Genomic DNA, 13,329 nt, shown 5'->3' with positions numbered 1-13,329 from the left:
TTTCAGGGGTAGCGGACAGTCGTCCGGTTACGCCCACGATAGCCGCGGGCGAGGCCTCACGGCAGTCGGCGCCTGCCACCTCGGTACCCGCCGACCGGCAGTCGGGACATGCCGCCCGCGGCCAGGTCCCGCGCATCCGGTTCCTCACGTTGCCCCGGCATCCACCTCGCACGCTTCGCACCAGCCGGCACTCCTGCCGCCGGACCCCCCAATTCCCTTTGGAAACGCGAAAGAAGCTGCTCATGGCCCTATCGACGTCCAGTGTCATCACCTTGAAGATCAACGGCGAGAAGTACACACTGCCCGTCGACCACCGCACCACCCTGCTCGACGCCCTGCGTGAGCGCCTCGATCTGACCGGTTCCAAAAAGGGCTGTGACCAGGGGCAATGTGGTGCCTGCACCGTTCTGCTCGACGGGCGCCGAACGGTCTCCTGCCTGCAACTGGCCGTGGCGGCCGAAGGCCACGAGATCACCACGGTCGAAGGACTGGCCGAGGGCGAGCGGCTGCACCCCGTGCAGCAGGCCTTCCTCGACCTGGACGGCTACCAGTGCGGCTACTGCACCCCCGGACAGATCTGCTCGGCGATCGGGGTGATCGAGGAGCACGCCGCCGGCTGGCCGAGCGCCGTCACCGACGACGTCAGGCCCGAGGCGGGACCGCCGCCCCTGACCGCCGACGAGATCCGGGAACGGATGAGCGGCAACCTGTGCCGCTGCGGCGCCTATGTCTCGATCGTCGAGGCGGTGGCCCGCGCGGCCGCGGCCGGCACGAGCGCGGACACCCGCGGACGGGCGCCCGCCGGCTCCGCGACCGACACCGAGGGGGCTGTGGCATGAGGGAGTTCGGCTACCAGCGCGCGTCCGACGTGGCCGGCGCCGTCGCCCTGTTCGGCGCCGACCCGGACACCCGCTTCCTCGGCGGCGGCACCAACCTCGTCGACCTCATGAAGACCGGTGTCGAACGGCCGAACCGGCTCATCGACATCCGCGAACTGCCCCTCGACGAGATCGAATCCACACCGGACGGCGGCCTGCGCATCGGCGCCACCGTCACCAACGGCGACCTGGCCGCCCACCCCGAGGTCCGGCGGCGCTACCCGGCGCTGGCCCAGGCGGTGCTGGCCGGAGCCTCCGGCCAGCTGCGCAACATGGCCACGGTCGGCGGCAACCTGCTCCAGCGCACCCGCTGCGGCTACTTCACCGACATCACCGCGCCCTGCAACAAGCGGGTACCCGGCAGCGGCTGCCCCGCCCTGGAGGGCGACCACCACAACCACGCCATCCTGGGCGCGTCCGACCACTGCGTGGCCGTACACCCCTCGGACATGGCCGTCGCCCTCACCGCCTTCGACGCCGTCGTGCACTACGAAGCCCCCGACGGGCCGGGGGAGTTGCCGCTCGACGAGTTCTACCTGCCCGTCGGCGACACCCCGCACCTGGAGACCGCCCTGCCCGTCGGCGCCCTGATCACCGGCGTCACGCTGCCGCCCGTCCCGGTCGCCGCCCGCTCCCGCTACCGCAAGGTCCGCGAGCGTGCCTCGTACGCGTTCGCCATCGGCTCCCTCGCCGCCGCGCTCGACGTCCGCGACGGCGTCGTCCGGGACGCGCGCCTGGCGCTCGGCGCGGTCGCCTCCCGCCCCTGGCGCGCCCTGGCCGCCGAACGCGTCCTCATCGGCGCCCCGGCCGACGCCACGACCTTCGCGGCAGCGGCGGACGCCGAACTGGCGGCGGCCAGGCCGCTGCCGCACAACGGATACAAGGTGGCCCTCATGCGCAACCTCGTGGTGGCCGAGCTGACCCGACTCACCGAGGAGTCCGCCCGATGACCACCGCCACCACCGGAACCCGGACACCCGCACCCGCCCCTGCAGTCGGTACGGCGCACACCCGCGTGGAGGGCCGGGACAAGGTCACCGGAGCGGCCCGCTACGCGGGCGAGGTGCCCTTCGCCGACCTCGCGTACGGCTGGCTGGCCCTGTCCACCGTCGCCCGCGGCCGCATCAGCGCCATCGACACCGACGCCGTCCTCGCCATGCCGGGCGTCCTCGCCGTCCTGGACCACCGCAACGCGCCCCGCGTCTCGACCGACTACATCGGCCTGCTGGGCATCCCGCCGGACCCGACCTGCGCCGTCTTCCAGCACGACCGCGTACCGCACCTGGGCTGGCCGGTCGCCCTCGTCGTCGCCGAGACCTCCGAACAGGCAAGGGAGGCCGCGGAGGCACTGGTGGTCCACTACGAACAGCAGCCCCACGACGTGGAGTTCACGGGCGAGCACCCCGACGCCCACCCGGTGGACGGACACATGCCCGCCGTGACGGAGAAGGGGGACCTCGACGCCGAACTGGCCGCGTCCGCGGCCGTCGTGGACGAGGAGTACACCACCCCCGAAGAGCACCACAACCCGATGGAGCCGCACGCGGCGACCGCCCGCTGGGAGGGCGGACGGCTGGAGGTCGTCGACTCCAACCAGGGCGCCACCTGGGTCATCGGCGAGCTCGCGAACCTCTTCTCGCTCGACCCCGCCGCCGTGCGCGTCCGCTCCGAACACGTCGGCGGCGGCTTCGGCAGCAAGGGCGTGCGCGCCCACCAGGTGGCCGCGGTGATGGCCGCGACCGTCCTGCAGCGCCCCGTACGCGTGGTCCTGACCCGGCGCCAGATGTTCTCGCTGGCCGGCTACCGCAGCCCCACCACCCAGCACGTCCGGCTCGGCGCCGACACCGACGGCCGCCTGCGCGCCCTGGAGCACCGCTCGGTCAGCCTCACCTCCACCGTCCACGAGTTCGTCGAACCGAGCGCCGGCGTCGCCCGCGTGATGTACGACGCCGACGCCCACCACACCGCCAACCGCGTCGTACCCCTCGACGTGCCCACACCGACGTTCATGCGCGCCCCCGGCGAGGCACCCGGATCGTTCGCCCTGGAAGCGGCGCTGGACGAACTCGCCGAGAAGTGCGGCATCGACCCTATCGAGCTGCGCCTGCGCAACGAACCCGACAAGGGGCCCGTCTCCGGCCTGCCGTTCGCCGGCCGCAACCTGGCCGCCTGCTTCCGGGAGGGCGCCCGCAGGTTCGGCTGGGCGGACCGCGACCCGCGACCCCGCCTGCGCCGGGAGGGACGCTGGCTGCTGGGCACCGGCACGGCCGCCGCCTCCTTCCCGGCGGGCGCCGCGCCGTCCACCGCGACCGTGACCGCCCACCCGGACGACACCTTCAGCGTGCGGATCGCCGCCGCCGACATCGGCACCGGAGCCCGTACGGCCCTCACCCTCGTCGCCGCCGACGCGCTCGGTGTGCCCCCGAAGCGGGTCCGGGTGCGCATCGGCGACAGCGACTTCGGCCCGGCGATGATCGCCGGCGGTTCCATGGGCACCCGCTCCTGGGCCTGGGCCGTCACGGCCGCCGCCGGCGAACTGCGGGACAGGCTGGCCCTGGGCACGGACATCCCCGCCGAGGGCATCACCGTACGGTCGGACACCACCGCGGCCATCGGTGCCCTCACGCCGGCCGAACGGCACTCCTTCGGCGCACAGTTCGCCGAGGTGGCCGTGGACCCGGCCACGGGCGAGGTCCGCGTGCGGCGCATGCTCGGCGTCTTCGCGGCGGGCCGGATCGTCAACCCGCTCACCGCGCGCAACCAGTTCGTCGGCGGCATGATCTGGGGCATCTCCATGGCCCTCCACGAGGAAGCCGTACGGGACCGGGCCTCGGGCGGTGTCGTCGGTGCCGACCTGGCGGGCTACCACGTGGCCACGAACGCCGACGTGCTCCGCGTCGAGGCCGACTGGATCGAGGACCCGGACCCGAACGACCCCGTCGGCATCAAGGGCATCGGCGAGATCGGCATCGTGGGAGCGGCGGCCGCCATCGCCAACGCGGTCTGGCACGCGACCGGCACCCGTCACCGCAACCTCCCCATCCGGCCGGACCGTGTCCTCGCGGCGTCCGGGGACTCCCAGGTGTCCGGGGACGTACGGGCCTCCGGAAGGGGGCCGCTGCCGGGAGACGGACCGGAGACCGGGGGAGCGCCGGATGCTTGACCTGGCCGGGGAACTGGAGCAATGGATCGAGGAGGGGCGGGAGTTCGCCGTGGCCACCGTGGTGGCCGTCGGCGGCAGCGCCCCCCGCGGTCCCGGCGCCGCCCTCGCGGTCGACACCGCGGGCAGTGTCATCGGCTCGGTCTCGGGCGGCTGCGTGGAGGGCGCGGTCTACGACCTGTGCCGACAGGCGCTCGACACCGGGCAGAGCATCGTCGAACGCTTCGGCTACAGCGACGAGGACGCCTTCGCGGTGGGACTGACCTGCGGCGGGACGATCGAGGTGCTGATCACGCCGGTGAGTGGGCGGGCGCCCGCCCGGGCGGTCCTCGGGCCGGCCGTGTCCTCGGCCGCCCGGGGCGAACCGTCGGCCCTCGTCCGCGTCGCCCGCGGCCCCGCCGAACTCCTCGGCCGCGCGCTGCTGGTGCGTGCCGACGGCACGTACGAGGGTGGTCTCGGCGGCCACGCCGGCCTGGACCGGAACGCCGCCGCCGAGGGGCGGGCCCTGCTGGACGCCGGCCGTACCGGCACGGTGGACGTCTCGGCGGACGGCTCGGGCTGCCCCGGCGGCCTCACCCTGCTGGTCGAGTCGAGCGTGCCGCCGCCGCGGATGATCGTCTTCGGCGCGATCGACTTCGCGGCGGCGCTGGCACGGGCGGGCAAGTTCCTCGGCTACCACGTCACCGTCTGCGACGCCCGCCCCGTCTTCGCCACCCGGGCCCGCTTCCCCGACGCCGACGAGATCGTCGTCGACTGGCCGCACCGCTACCTGCGGCGCACCACGACCGACGCCCGCACGGTCCTGTGCGTACTCACCCACGATCCCAAGTTCGACGTACCGCTGCTCAGGACGGCCCTCGCCATGCCGGTGTCGTTCGTCGGGGCGATGGGCTCGCGCCGCACCCACGAGGACCGCGACCGACGGCTGCGGGACGAAGGCGTCAGCGAGCGCGAACTGGCCCGGCTGCGCTCGCCGATCGGTCTCGACCTGGGCGCCCGCACCCCCGAGGAGACCGCCCTGTCGATCGCGGCGGAGATCGTCGCCGCCCGGCGGGGCGGCACGGGTGCTCCGCTGACCGGTTCGGGAACGCCGATCCACCGCGACCGGGAACCGGACGGCGCCACGGCCGCGGCCTGATCCACGCCCCGACCGGTCCGGGCCCCGGACCCGGTCAGTCCTGCGGACAGAGGATGAAGTCGGAGTGGGCGCGCCGGGACCGCTCGTCGCCCAGGTCGGCGAGCGCGTCCCGGATCCGGCGCAGGTGGCCGGGGGTCAGCTGGAGCGGAGGCTCGTCGGGCTGGTAGGTGGTGCGGACCGGGTAGTCCACGCCCGGCTCGGTGGTCATCTCGATGTGGCAGCCGAGCACATGCGTGACAGGCCGGCGGTCGGCGAACTCGATCAGGCGGTCCATGCTGCGGGTGAAGGCGGGCACGTCCTGGATGTAGAGCCGGCCGGGATAGACCGTGTCACCGGTGAGCAGCAGCCCGGTGGGCGGGTCGTAATAGGTGACGGCGGCCTCGTGGTGGCCCGGGGTGGCCAGGCACTCCAGCACCCGGCCGCCGAGGTCGACCCGGGCGACCGCGTCGGGGTCCGCGTCGAACCCGAAGTACCGCCAGGCGACCGCGGGTTCGGCGCCCACCACCGTGGTGCGGGGGCGGTCCGCGAACTGGCCGTCGCCCGCGACGTGGTCACCGTGTCCGTGCGTGTGCAGCACGAGCAGTTCGTAACCGTCCCGGGGATGGCGTTCGAGCCAGTCCGCGAGAGTCGCGTCGACCACCCGGCGCAGCGGGAAGAACTCCGCGGACTCGGTGGCCCCGGTGTCGATGAGCACGGCCCGTTCCCCGCCGCACAGCAGGAACAGGAACGGCGCCTCGTAGTGCACCGCCTTGTTCTGCCGCAGCACGAAGGTGTGCTCGTCGTAGGCGTGGACCTGGATGTCGGGGTCGGTGTTGTGCTTGGCCGACGGCGAACCGTGGATCCACCGCACGTCCAGCGGGCGGGCCCGGGGCGGGGTGCCGCCGAAGTCGATCGGGTGCGTGCCGGTGTCCACGATGCCTCCGCGCGTGCGTCGTCTTGGCGGACCGGGTACGGCGCACATCTCGTCCGGGGCAGGCACGTCGGCGCCTCCGCCGGGACGCTACCACGCACCTGTTCGACGGGCCGGGCCCCTGGTCAGCCCGGTTCGCCGCGCCGGCCGGTGTCGGCCGACGGTGGGGCCGCCCGGGACGGCTCGTCGGCGAGCAGGTACACGGAGAGCGCCGCCGTGTCGTCCGTGAGCCGGTTGTGGCTGTAGTCCCGCAGATCGCTGTGGAGGTTCGACAGCAGTTCCCGGGGCGGCAACGGTCCCCAGGACCGCAGCCGCTGGAGCAGCGGATAGAACGTGCCGGCCGGGTCGCGGGTCTCCGTGATGCCGTCCGTGTACAGCAGGAGCTGGTCTCCGGGGCCGAAGCCGTACTCGTCGACGGTGTAGGTGTCCCCGACGAGCATGCCGAGGTTCAGCGGCGGAGCCGACCGCCCGCGGTCCAGCTCGCGCACCTCGCCGGGACGGATGAGGAGCGGGGGAGGGTGGCCGCAGTTGACGACCCGCACGACGTTCCCGCGCGGGGGGATCTCGGCGAAGACCGCGGTGACGAACCGCTCCGCCAGTTCACTGCCGCCGAGCTGCGTGGCCCGGCGGCTCATGCTCGTCTCCACGCGGTCCGCCAGCGCGGGGAGATCGGGTTCGTCGTGCGCCGCCTCGCGGAAGGCGCCGAGCAGCGCGGCGGCGGTCTCCACCGCGAGCAGGCCCTTGCCGCGTACGTCCCCGATGAGCAGCCGGACGCCGTGCGCCGTGGGGACGGCCTCGTACAGGTCGCCGCCGATGCGCGCCTCCGCGTCGGCGGACACGTAGAGGCTGTCCAGCCGCAGGGCGCCGATCCGGTGCGGCACCGGTTTGAGCAGGACGCGCTGGGCGATGTCGGCCACGAAGCGTACGTCCGCGAGCGTGCGCTCACGGTGGGTGCGGTGGGCGGCCAGTACCGTGCCGAGCGCTCCCACCAGGGCGGTGCACACGTAGGAGGCCACGTAGTGGCGGTCCCACAGATAGCCGACGGCCCGGCCCGCGCAGCACGGGGTGCCCGCCAGGACACCTTCGAAGACGATGGCGAACACCGTCGTGGCGGCCACCACCGCCGGCCCGTGGGCGAAGGCCGCCACCAGCGGCAGCGCGACCAGCACGAAACTCACCGGCCAGTCCACCGGCGTCAAGGGTTCCAGCACCAGCAGGCCCGCCACGTACAGCACCGGGAGCCAGCGCATCCACGCCGGTGGCGCGGGCAGCCCGGTCCGGGCGGCCGGGACGGCCTGCGGGCCCTGGCGGCCCTGTCCGAGCCTCACCCGTCGCTCCCGTGCGCGGACGCCGCGGCCTGCGCGCGAACGGGCGGAGCGGTGCGGGCGGCACGGCGCGCGGGCGCACGGCCCGCCCGTCGGTTCGGCTTACGCGGCCTTCGCACCCCGGTCTCCCGTCACCCGGCCCCGACAAGAACCACCAGCCTGCTGCGCCGGACCGCGGCACACCGTGATTGCTCCACCAGGCGGCATGTTCCGACGACCGCACGGTTCACGCCGGGCCCTGGCCCGGCGTGAACCGTGCGAACTCGTGTCATCGGGCCGCGGCATGATGCCCCGACCGTCCTGTGCGGTCGCTGTGCCTGCTGTTCCTCTCCACCGCCTAGCCCAGCACGATCACCACGACACCGCCGCCGCCGACGAACCCGTTGCCGCCGATGAAGCCGTTGCGGTAGAAGTCGCCCCGGTTTCCGTAGCCGTTGCAGTAGCCGTTCCACCAGCCGCCGGAGCAGCCACCGTAGGTCGATGCGTGGTCCGGAGTGGCCGCGGAGGCCGAGCCCGCTGCTCCGACGGCAGCGCCACCGGCCATGAGAACGCCGATCGCGGTCAACGCGCAGAGGCGCCTCGCTCGCTGTCCTTTCATGGGCCTGCCTTCCTTCTTTCCACCTCTTGTGGGGGTTTCCGGGACGAGGGGGAAGGTGCCGTGGCCGCGATGGGGAAGGTACGACGCGGCCACGGGCGGAACCGCGCGGGGACGAGAAGCACGACATGTGCCACGTGGGCTGTCGGCCCCGAAGACGGGGCTCTCGCCCGCGGGGGCGGGCGTACCCCCCGGGAACGCGGCCCTTCCCCTTCACGCTAACCGCCCTTCGCCCGGCCTGCATGTCACAGCGGGGCGGGAGCCGGTGGCCCGAAGGCGCGGGCAGCGGACCGGGGTGGAGACGCCCCGCATCTACGCTGGTCCCGTGCCGTCCTTGCGTCTTCACCGCGTAGCCGTCGTCGTCCTCGAGGGCGCCAAGCCGCTCGACGTGGGCATCCCGGCACAGGTGTTCACGACCCGCGCGAGCATGCCCTACGAGGTCCGGGTGTGCGGTGCGGCGCCGGGGCCGGTGGCCGGCGGCGACGGACTGTCGTACCACGTCGCCCACGGCCTCGAAGCCCTCGCCTGGGCCGACATCGTCTTCCTCCCCGGCTACCGGTTCCCCGACCGTGACGACCCGCCGGGCGCCGTCGTGGAGGCGCTGATCGACGCCCACGCCCGGGGGACGCGGCTCGCCGCCATCTCGACGGGCGCCTTCGCGCTCGCCGCGACCGGTCTGCTGGACGGCAAGCGCGCCACGACGCACTGGCACTACACGCGCGCCTTCGCCGCGAAGCACCCCCTGGTCAAGGTCGACGAGAACGTGCTCTTCGTCGACGAGGGCAGCGTCCTGACATCGGCAGGCGCGGCCTCGGGCATCGACCTGTGCCTGCACATCCTGCGCGGCGATCTCGGCGTGGCCGCGTCGAACCACGCGGCCCGCCGGCTGGTCGCGGCGCCCTACCGCAGCGGCGGCCAGGCCCAGTACGTGCCGCGCAGCGTGCCCGAACCGCTCGGCGAGCGCTTCGCCGCCACCCGCGAGTGGGCGCTGCACCGGCTCGACGAGCCCCTCAACCTTGACGTTCTCGCGCAGCACGCGGCGGTCTCGCCCCGCACCTTCTCGCGGCGCTTCGCCGAGGACACCGGCTACACACCGATGCAGTGGGTCATGCGCGCCCGTATCGACATGGCCCGTGAGCTGCTGGAACGCTCCGAACGCAGCGTCGAGCAGATCGCCAACGACGTCGGCCTCGGCACCGGGGCGAACCTGCGCGCCCACTTCCAGCGCATCCTCGGCACCACCCCGAGCGAGTATCGGCGCACCTTCACCCGGGGCGAATAGCCGGCGTCCGTCGCCGGCCTCACCGCTCGCGACGCGCCCTGGCGCGATCCTTGCGAACCGTGGCGCTCACGCCACGGCCACGGACCTCGTCCGGACGCGAGGCTGGTCCCCGGACGAAGGGACACCACACATGACTCGCATCGCCGTCAACGGATTCGGCCGCATCGGACGCAACGTGCTGCGCGCGCTGCTGGAACGCTCCAGCGACCTGGAGATCGTCGCCGTGAACGACCTCACGGAGCCCGCCACCCTCGCCCGGCTGCTCGCCTACGACACCACGGCCGGCCGGCTCGGCCGCCCGGTGACCGTCGACGGCGACACCCTGGTCGTGGACGGCCGCCGCATCCGCGTGCTCGCCGAACGCGACCCGGCGCAGCTGCCGTGGGCCGAGCTCGGCGTCGACATCGTGCTGGAGGCGACCGGCCGCTTCACCTCCGCCAAGGCCGCCCGGGCCCACCTCGACGCGGGTGCGCGCAAGGTACTCGTCAGCGCGCCCTCGGACGGCGCCGACGTGACGCTCGCCTTCGGTGTGAACACCGACGCCTACGACCCGGCCCTGCACACGATCGTCTCGAACGCCTCCTGCACCACCAACGCGCTGGCCCCGCTGGCCTCCGTGCTCGACGACCTCGCCGGGATCGAGCACGGTTTCATGACCACGGTGCACGCCTACACCCAGGAGCAGAACCTCCAGGACGGCCCCCACCGCGACGCCCGCCGTGCCCGTGCCGCCGCCGTCAACATCGTGCCGACCACCACGGGCGCCGCCAAGGCGATCGGCCTGGTCCTGCCGAACCTCGACGGCAAGCTGTCCGGCGACTCCATCCGTGTGCCGGTCCCGGTCGGCTCGATCGTCGAGCTGAACACGACCGTCAGCCGCGAGGTGTCCCGCGACGAGGTGCTGGCGGCCTACCGCAGCGCCGCGGAGGGCAGGCTCGCGGGCGTCCTGGAGTACTCGGAGGACCCGCTCGTGTCCGCCGACATCACGGGCAACCCCGCCTCCTCCATCTTCGACTCGGCCCTCACCCGCGTGGACGGCCGGCACATCAAGGTGGTCGCCTGGTACGACAACGAGTGGGGCTTCTCCCACCGCGTGATCGACACGCTGGGTCTCCTCGCCGGCGCCTGAGTCACCCGCGGCCCCACCGGGCCGCACCACGGGGACGGGAGCACCACCGCGCACACCGCGCCGGTGGTGCTCCGGCCTTTTCGCGCCATTCCCGCCCCTCCGCCCGAACTTTTCCCCCGCTTCCGGCATCACACCAGGGTGAAGGAGAACCCGAGAACGCAAGCGAAGGGAGAACGCTCGCCATGACCCAGCACCAGAGCCTCACACCCCGGCCCGCCGCGGCCGACCGTTCCGAGCGCCGCCGGAGCCTCGTGCGCGCGGCGCTCGCGGTGACCGCCGCCGCCGGACTGGGCATCACCGCCGCCGGTGTCGCGGGGGCGACCGGGACGGGCGCGGCGGCCTCGGCGCCCACCTGTTCCGTAGCCGGTCTGAGCGCCTCGTTCGGACAGCAGCTGGCCGGCGGCATGAACCATCAGGGCGTGGTCCTGAAGCTCAAGAACGTCGGCGCCCGCACCTGCCTGCTGCGCGGCTACCCGGGGCTCGGCCTGGAGAACGGCACGCACCGGACGCTTCCCTCGACCACCCACTGGGGCGACACCTGGTACGCCAAGAGCCCCGCCAAGACGACGCTGACCCTCCACCGGGGCCAGAGCGCCGAGGCCGTGGTCGCCTGGACGCACGCCAACACCGGGACGTCCGACGCGGTGCACGCCTCCTACCTCCAGGTCACCCCGCCGGCCGCGACCAGCCACAGGACGCTGAAGTTCCCGCAGTGGGTGGACAACGGCGATCTGCACGTCACGGCTCTGGCGTACCGGATACCCGTCGACGGCTGAGGGGTCCGGAGCCCCTCGTCGTGGGGCGGCGGCGGTCAGGCGGTGTCGGATCCGTTCCGCGCCCCGTCCAGACCGTCGGCCGTCCGCGCCGGCCGGTCGGGCGGGGGCCCACCGGTGCGCGGGCCGTCGGCGGGCAGACGCCGTACGGCCTGGCGGGCCCAGGACGGACTGTGCCGGCGCAGATACGTGCGGGCGCGTGCCCGGCTCCGGGCCATGAGCAGCAGCGCCTGGGCGGCGGCCGGAGTGGGGTCGGACAGGTCGTCGGTGACGGCCACTTCGAGTCCCCCGTGGTACTGCGCCGACAGGTTGTAGACGAAGGTGCTCAGCGTCGCCAGGCACGCGCCCAGGACGACTTCGAGGGTCACCACCCCGACGGCGATGGCCAGCACGGTCGTCAGGTCCGGCAGTGCGTTCGGGGCCAGCACCTCCAGCATGACCCACAGCACGACCGTGGTGACGATCGCGACGACGCCGAGACCGGCCAGGAGCAGGAAGCTGGTCACCATCACCGACCAGGGATCCCCCTCGGAGATGCGCACCCGCATCGTCCGGGGGCCGGATCGGCGTGCCGGGCCGGGCGGCGGAGCGGATCCCGTGTGCTCGCCGGCCGGGCTCCGGTGCGTGGTCAGCGGCCCGACGTCGTCGGGCGGCACTATTCGCCGGAACCCCGCGGCATCCCTCTCCCGGTGCGGGCGGAAGCCCTCACCCTGCTCGTCCGGCGTCGACGTCTCCCCGTGGCGGGCCGCACCGAGGGGCCTGCGCTTGGCTCGGCTCATGCCTGTCCGTCTCCCTGACTAGCCTGAAACCACCGCGTCGCCCACCCACATCGGGGGCCGTCGGGCGCTGCTGATCCCGACTCCGACGGTATGGACACGTATGCGATTACGCACCCCGGACCGTGCCCCGCGACGCCCGAACACGGTCCGAAAAGACCAGGTCAGACCCACTGGCGTCCGGGCCCCACAGGCTCTCGGGGGTCTGCGGGCCACCCCCGGAAGCTGACGCCGAACGGGTGAACGCCGTACTCGGTCCGCTGCCCAGGGCCAGCAGTCACCTCTCGCACCCGGCCGCTGTTCCGGCGCCTGGGCCGAAAGGCCCATCGCGCTCGCGCCCCGCGTCCCTTCCGCGTTCCGCCCCGCCACACTTGACGGGCCGTCGCATTCACGAGCGTACGAAGGGAACCCGTCCCCCCATGCAGATCGACCTGACAGGACGCACAGCCCTGGTCACCGGCTCCACGCAGGGCATCGGAGCGGCCATCGCCACGGCCCTCGCCCGGGCCGGGGCCCGGGTGGGGATCAACGGGCGCGACGAGCGGCGGGTGGCCGACAGCGTCGAGTCGCTGACCGGTGAGGTGCCCGGCGCCGCCCTCGTGCCGGTGGCGGCCGACGTCTCCACCGACGAAGGCGCGAGCAGAGTGGCGGAGTTGCTGCCCGAGGTCGACATCCTCGTCAACAACCTGGGTGTCTTCGGTACCGCCGACCCGCTGGAGATCACCGACGAGGAGTGGCGGCGCTACTTCGAGGTGAACGTCCTCGCCGCCGTACGGCTGACCCGGCTGTACCTGCCGGGCATGACCGAGCGCGGCTGGGGCCGGATCCAGTACGTCGCCAGCGACTCGGCCGTCGTCATCCCCGCGGAGATGATCCACTACGGCATGTCGAAGACGGCCCTGCTGGCGGTGAGCCGTGGATTCGCCAAGAAGGCGGCGGGCACGGGCGTGACAGTGAACTCCGTCATCGCGGGCCCCACCCACACCGGCGGTGTGGAGGACTTCGTCTACGAACTCGTCGACCGGGACTTGCCCTGGGACGAGGCCCAGCGGGCGTTCATGCGTGAGTACCGCCCGCAGTCCCTGCTCCAGCGGCTGATCGAGCCCGAGGAGATCGCGCACATGGTCGTCTACCTCGGCTCCGAGCAGGCCTCGGCCACGACCGGCGGCGCGCTGCGCGTCGACGGCGGGTACATCGACTCGATCCTGCCCTGACCGTCCTTCCGTGCCCCGGTGAGGGGGGCGCGGGGGCCCCGGGGGGGGGGGGCCCCCCCCCCCCCCCCCCGGGGCCCCCCCCCGGCCCGGGCCCCCCCCCCCCCCCCCCCGCCCCCCGCCCCCCCCGGGGCGCCCCGCGGCGCACACCC

The 13,329-nt window shown here is 73.6% G+C and carries 12 protein-coding genes and 1 riboswitch; of the genes, 8 read left to right on the top strand and 4 right to left on the bottom strand.

The annotated features are described in order from the left end of the window. Positions 1–242 precede the first annotated feature (242 nt). The 4 genes from ACF08B_RS24715 to ACF08B_RS24700 are packed head-to-tail and all read left to right on the top strand — an operon-like array spanning position 243 to position 5,176. On the top strand, positions 243–839 hold the full coding sequence (locus tag ACF08B_RS24715) for a 2Fe-2S iron-sulfur cluster-binding protein (RefSeq protein WP_392319410.1): 597 nt from the start codon (positions 243–245) through the stop codon (positions 837–839). After that, positions 836–1,828, top strand: coding sequence for an FAD binding domain-containing protein (locus ACF08B_RS24710; protein WP_392319409.1), 993 nt, complete (start codon positions 836–838; stop codon positions 1,826–1,828). The genes ACF08B_RS24715 and ACF08B_RS24710 overlap by 4 nt, the downstream gene beginning before the upstream one ends. Then, on the top strand, positions 1,825–4,041 hold the full coding sequence (locus tag ACF08B_RS24705) for a xanthine dehydrogenase family protein molybdopterin-binding subunit (protein ID WP_392319408.1): 2,217 nt from the start codon (positions 1,825–1,827) through the stop codon (positions 4,039–4,041). Before ACF08B_RS24710 ends, ACF08B_RS24705 begins: the two co-directional genes overlap by 4 nt. Then, positions 4,034–5,176, top strand: a complete 1,143-nt coding sequence (locus ACF08B_RS24700) for an XdhC family protein (protein WP_392319407.1) — start codon at positions 4,034–4,036, stop codon at positions 5,174–5,176. Before ACF08B_RS24705 ends, ACF08B_RS24700 begins: the two co-directional genes overlap by 8 nt. Before the next feature lie 34 nt (positions 5,177–5,210). Here the strand turns inward: ACF08B_RS24700 and ACF08B_RS24695 are convergent, their stop codons facing one another. From ACF08B_RS24695 to ACF08B_RS24685, 3 genes are all read right to left on the bottom strand, one after another. After that, positions 5,211–6,089, bottom strand: a complete 879-nt coding sequence (locus ACF08B_RS24695) for an MBL fold metallo-hydrolase (RefSeq protein ID WP_392319406.1) — start codon at positions 6,087–6,089, stop codon at positions 5,211–5,213. 12 nt (positions 6,090–6,101) lie between these two features. Further along, a riboswitch (guanidine-III (ykkC-III) riboswitch) is annotated at positions 6,102–6,169 on the bottom strand. Positions 6,170–6,211: 42 nt separating this feature from the next. Then, positions 6,212–7,414, bottom strand: coding sequence for a PP2C family protein-serine/threonine phosphatase (locus tag ACF08B_RS24690; protein WP_392319405.1), 1,203 nt, complete (start codon positions 7,412–7,414; stop codon positions 6,212–6,214). 334 nt (positions 7,415–7,748) lie between these two features. Beyond that, the gene (locus ACF08B_RS24685) at positions 7,749–8,009 is read right to left on the bottom strand and encodes a hypothetical protein (protein ID WP_392319404.1); all 261 of its coding nucleotides are present in this window, start codon (positions 8,007–8,009) and stop codon (positions 7,749–7,751) included. Positions 8,010–8,331: 322 nt separating this feature from the next. Here ACF08B_RS24685 and ACF08B_RS24680 point away from each other — a divergent pair, with 322 nt between their 5' ends. The 3 genes from ACF08B_RS24680 to ACF08B_RS24670 all read left to right on the top strand — a co-directional run bounded on the left by ACF08B_RS24680 (position 8,332) and on the right by ACF08B_RS24670 (position 11,193). After that, the gene (locus tag ACF08B_RS24680; RefSeq protein WP_392319403.1) at positions 8,332–9,288 is read left to right on the top strand and encodes a GlxA family transcriptional regulator; all 957 of its coding nucleotides are present in this window, start codon (positions 8,332–8,334) and stop codon (positions 9,286–9,288) included. Positions 9,289–9,418: 130 nt separating this feature from the next. Further along, the gene (gap, locus tag ACF08B_RS24675) at positions 9,419–10,417 is read left to right on the top strand and encodes a type I glyceraldehyde-3-phosphate dehydrogenase (RefSeq protein WP_392319402.1); all 999 of its coding nucleotides are present in this window, start codon (positions 9,419–9,421) and stop codon (positions 10,415–10,417) included. 182 nt (positions 10,418–10,599) lie between these two features. Further along, positions 10,600–11,193 (top strand): DUF4232 domain-containing protein, encoded by a 594-nt coding sequence (locus ACF08B_RS24670; RefSeq protein WP_392319401.1) that lies wholly within the window; start codon positions 10,600–10,602, stop codon positions 11,191–11,193. A gap of 35 nt (positions 11,194–11,228) precedes the next feature. Here the strand turns inward: ACF08B_RS24670 and ACF08B_RS24665 are convergent, their stop codons facing one another. Further along, positions 11,229–11,969, bottom strand: coding sequence for a DUF3566 domain-containing protein (locus ACF08B_RS24665; RefSeq protein ID WP_392319400.1), 741 nt, complete (start codon positions 11,967–11,969; stop codon positions 11,229–11,231). Positions 11,970–12,385: 416 nt separating this feature from the next. Here ACF08B_RS24665 and ACF08B_RS24660 point away from each other — a divergent pair, with 416 nt between their 5' ends. Then, entirely contained in the window at positions 12,386–13,180 is a 795-nt protein-coding gene (locus ACF08B_RS24660) for an SDR family NAD(P)-dependent oxidoreductase (protein WP_392319399.1), read from the top strand. The last annotated feature ends 149 nt before the right edge of the window (positions 13,181–13,329 follow it).

Origin of the sequence: Streptomyces sp. NPDC015139 (genome assembly GCF_043079785.1) — a bacterium.
Classification (GTDB): Bacteria; Actinomycetota; Actinomycetes; order Streptomycetales; family Streptomycetaceae; genus Streptomyces; species Streptomyces albidocamelliae.
The sequence above is the reverse complement of the archived record's forward strand: the minus strand, read 5'-3'. Positions and strand labels throughout refer to the sequence as shown.

Bases quoted from the DNA above. Each gene is read 5' to 3' on its own strand.
- ACF08B_RS24670 (WP_392319401.1), top strand. From the start codon at position 10,600: ATGACCCAGCACCAGAGCCTCACACCCCGGCCCGCCGCGGCCGACCGT.
- ACF08B_RS24700 (WP_392319407.1), top strand. From the start codon at position 4,034: ATGCTTGACCTGGCCGGGGAACTGGAGCAATGGATCGAGGAGGGGCGG.
- ACF08B_RS24665 (WP_392319400.1), bottom strand. From the start codon at position 11,969: ATGAGCCGAGCCAAGCGCAGGCCCCTCGGTGCGGCCCGCCACGGGGAG.
- ACF08B_RS24710 (WP_392319409.1), top strand. From the start codon at position 836: ATGAGGGAGTTCGGCTACCAGCGCGCGTCCGACGTGGCCGGCGCCGTC.
- ACF08B_RS24705 (WP_392319408.1), top strand. From the start codon at position 1,825: ATGACCACCGCCACCACCGGAACCCGGACACCCGCACCCGCCCCTGCA.
- ACF08B_RS24685 (WP_392319404.1), bottom strand. From the start codon at position 8,009: ATGAAAGGACAGCGAGCGAGGCGCCTCTGCGCGTTGACCGCGATCGGC.
- ACF08B_RS24715 (WP_392319410.1), top strand. From the start codon at position 243: ATGGCCCTATCGACGTCCAGTGTCATCACCTTGAAGATCAACGGCGAG.
- ACF08B_RS24660 (WP_392319399.1), top strand. From the start codon at position 12,386: ATGCAGATCGACCTGACAGGACGCACAGCCCTGGTCACCGGCTCCACG.
- gap (WP_392319402.1), top strand. From the start codon at position 9,419: ATGACTCGCATCGCCGTCAACGGATTCGGCCGCATCGGACGCAACGTG.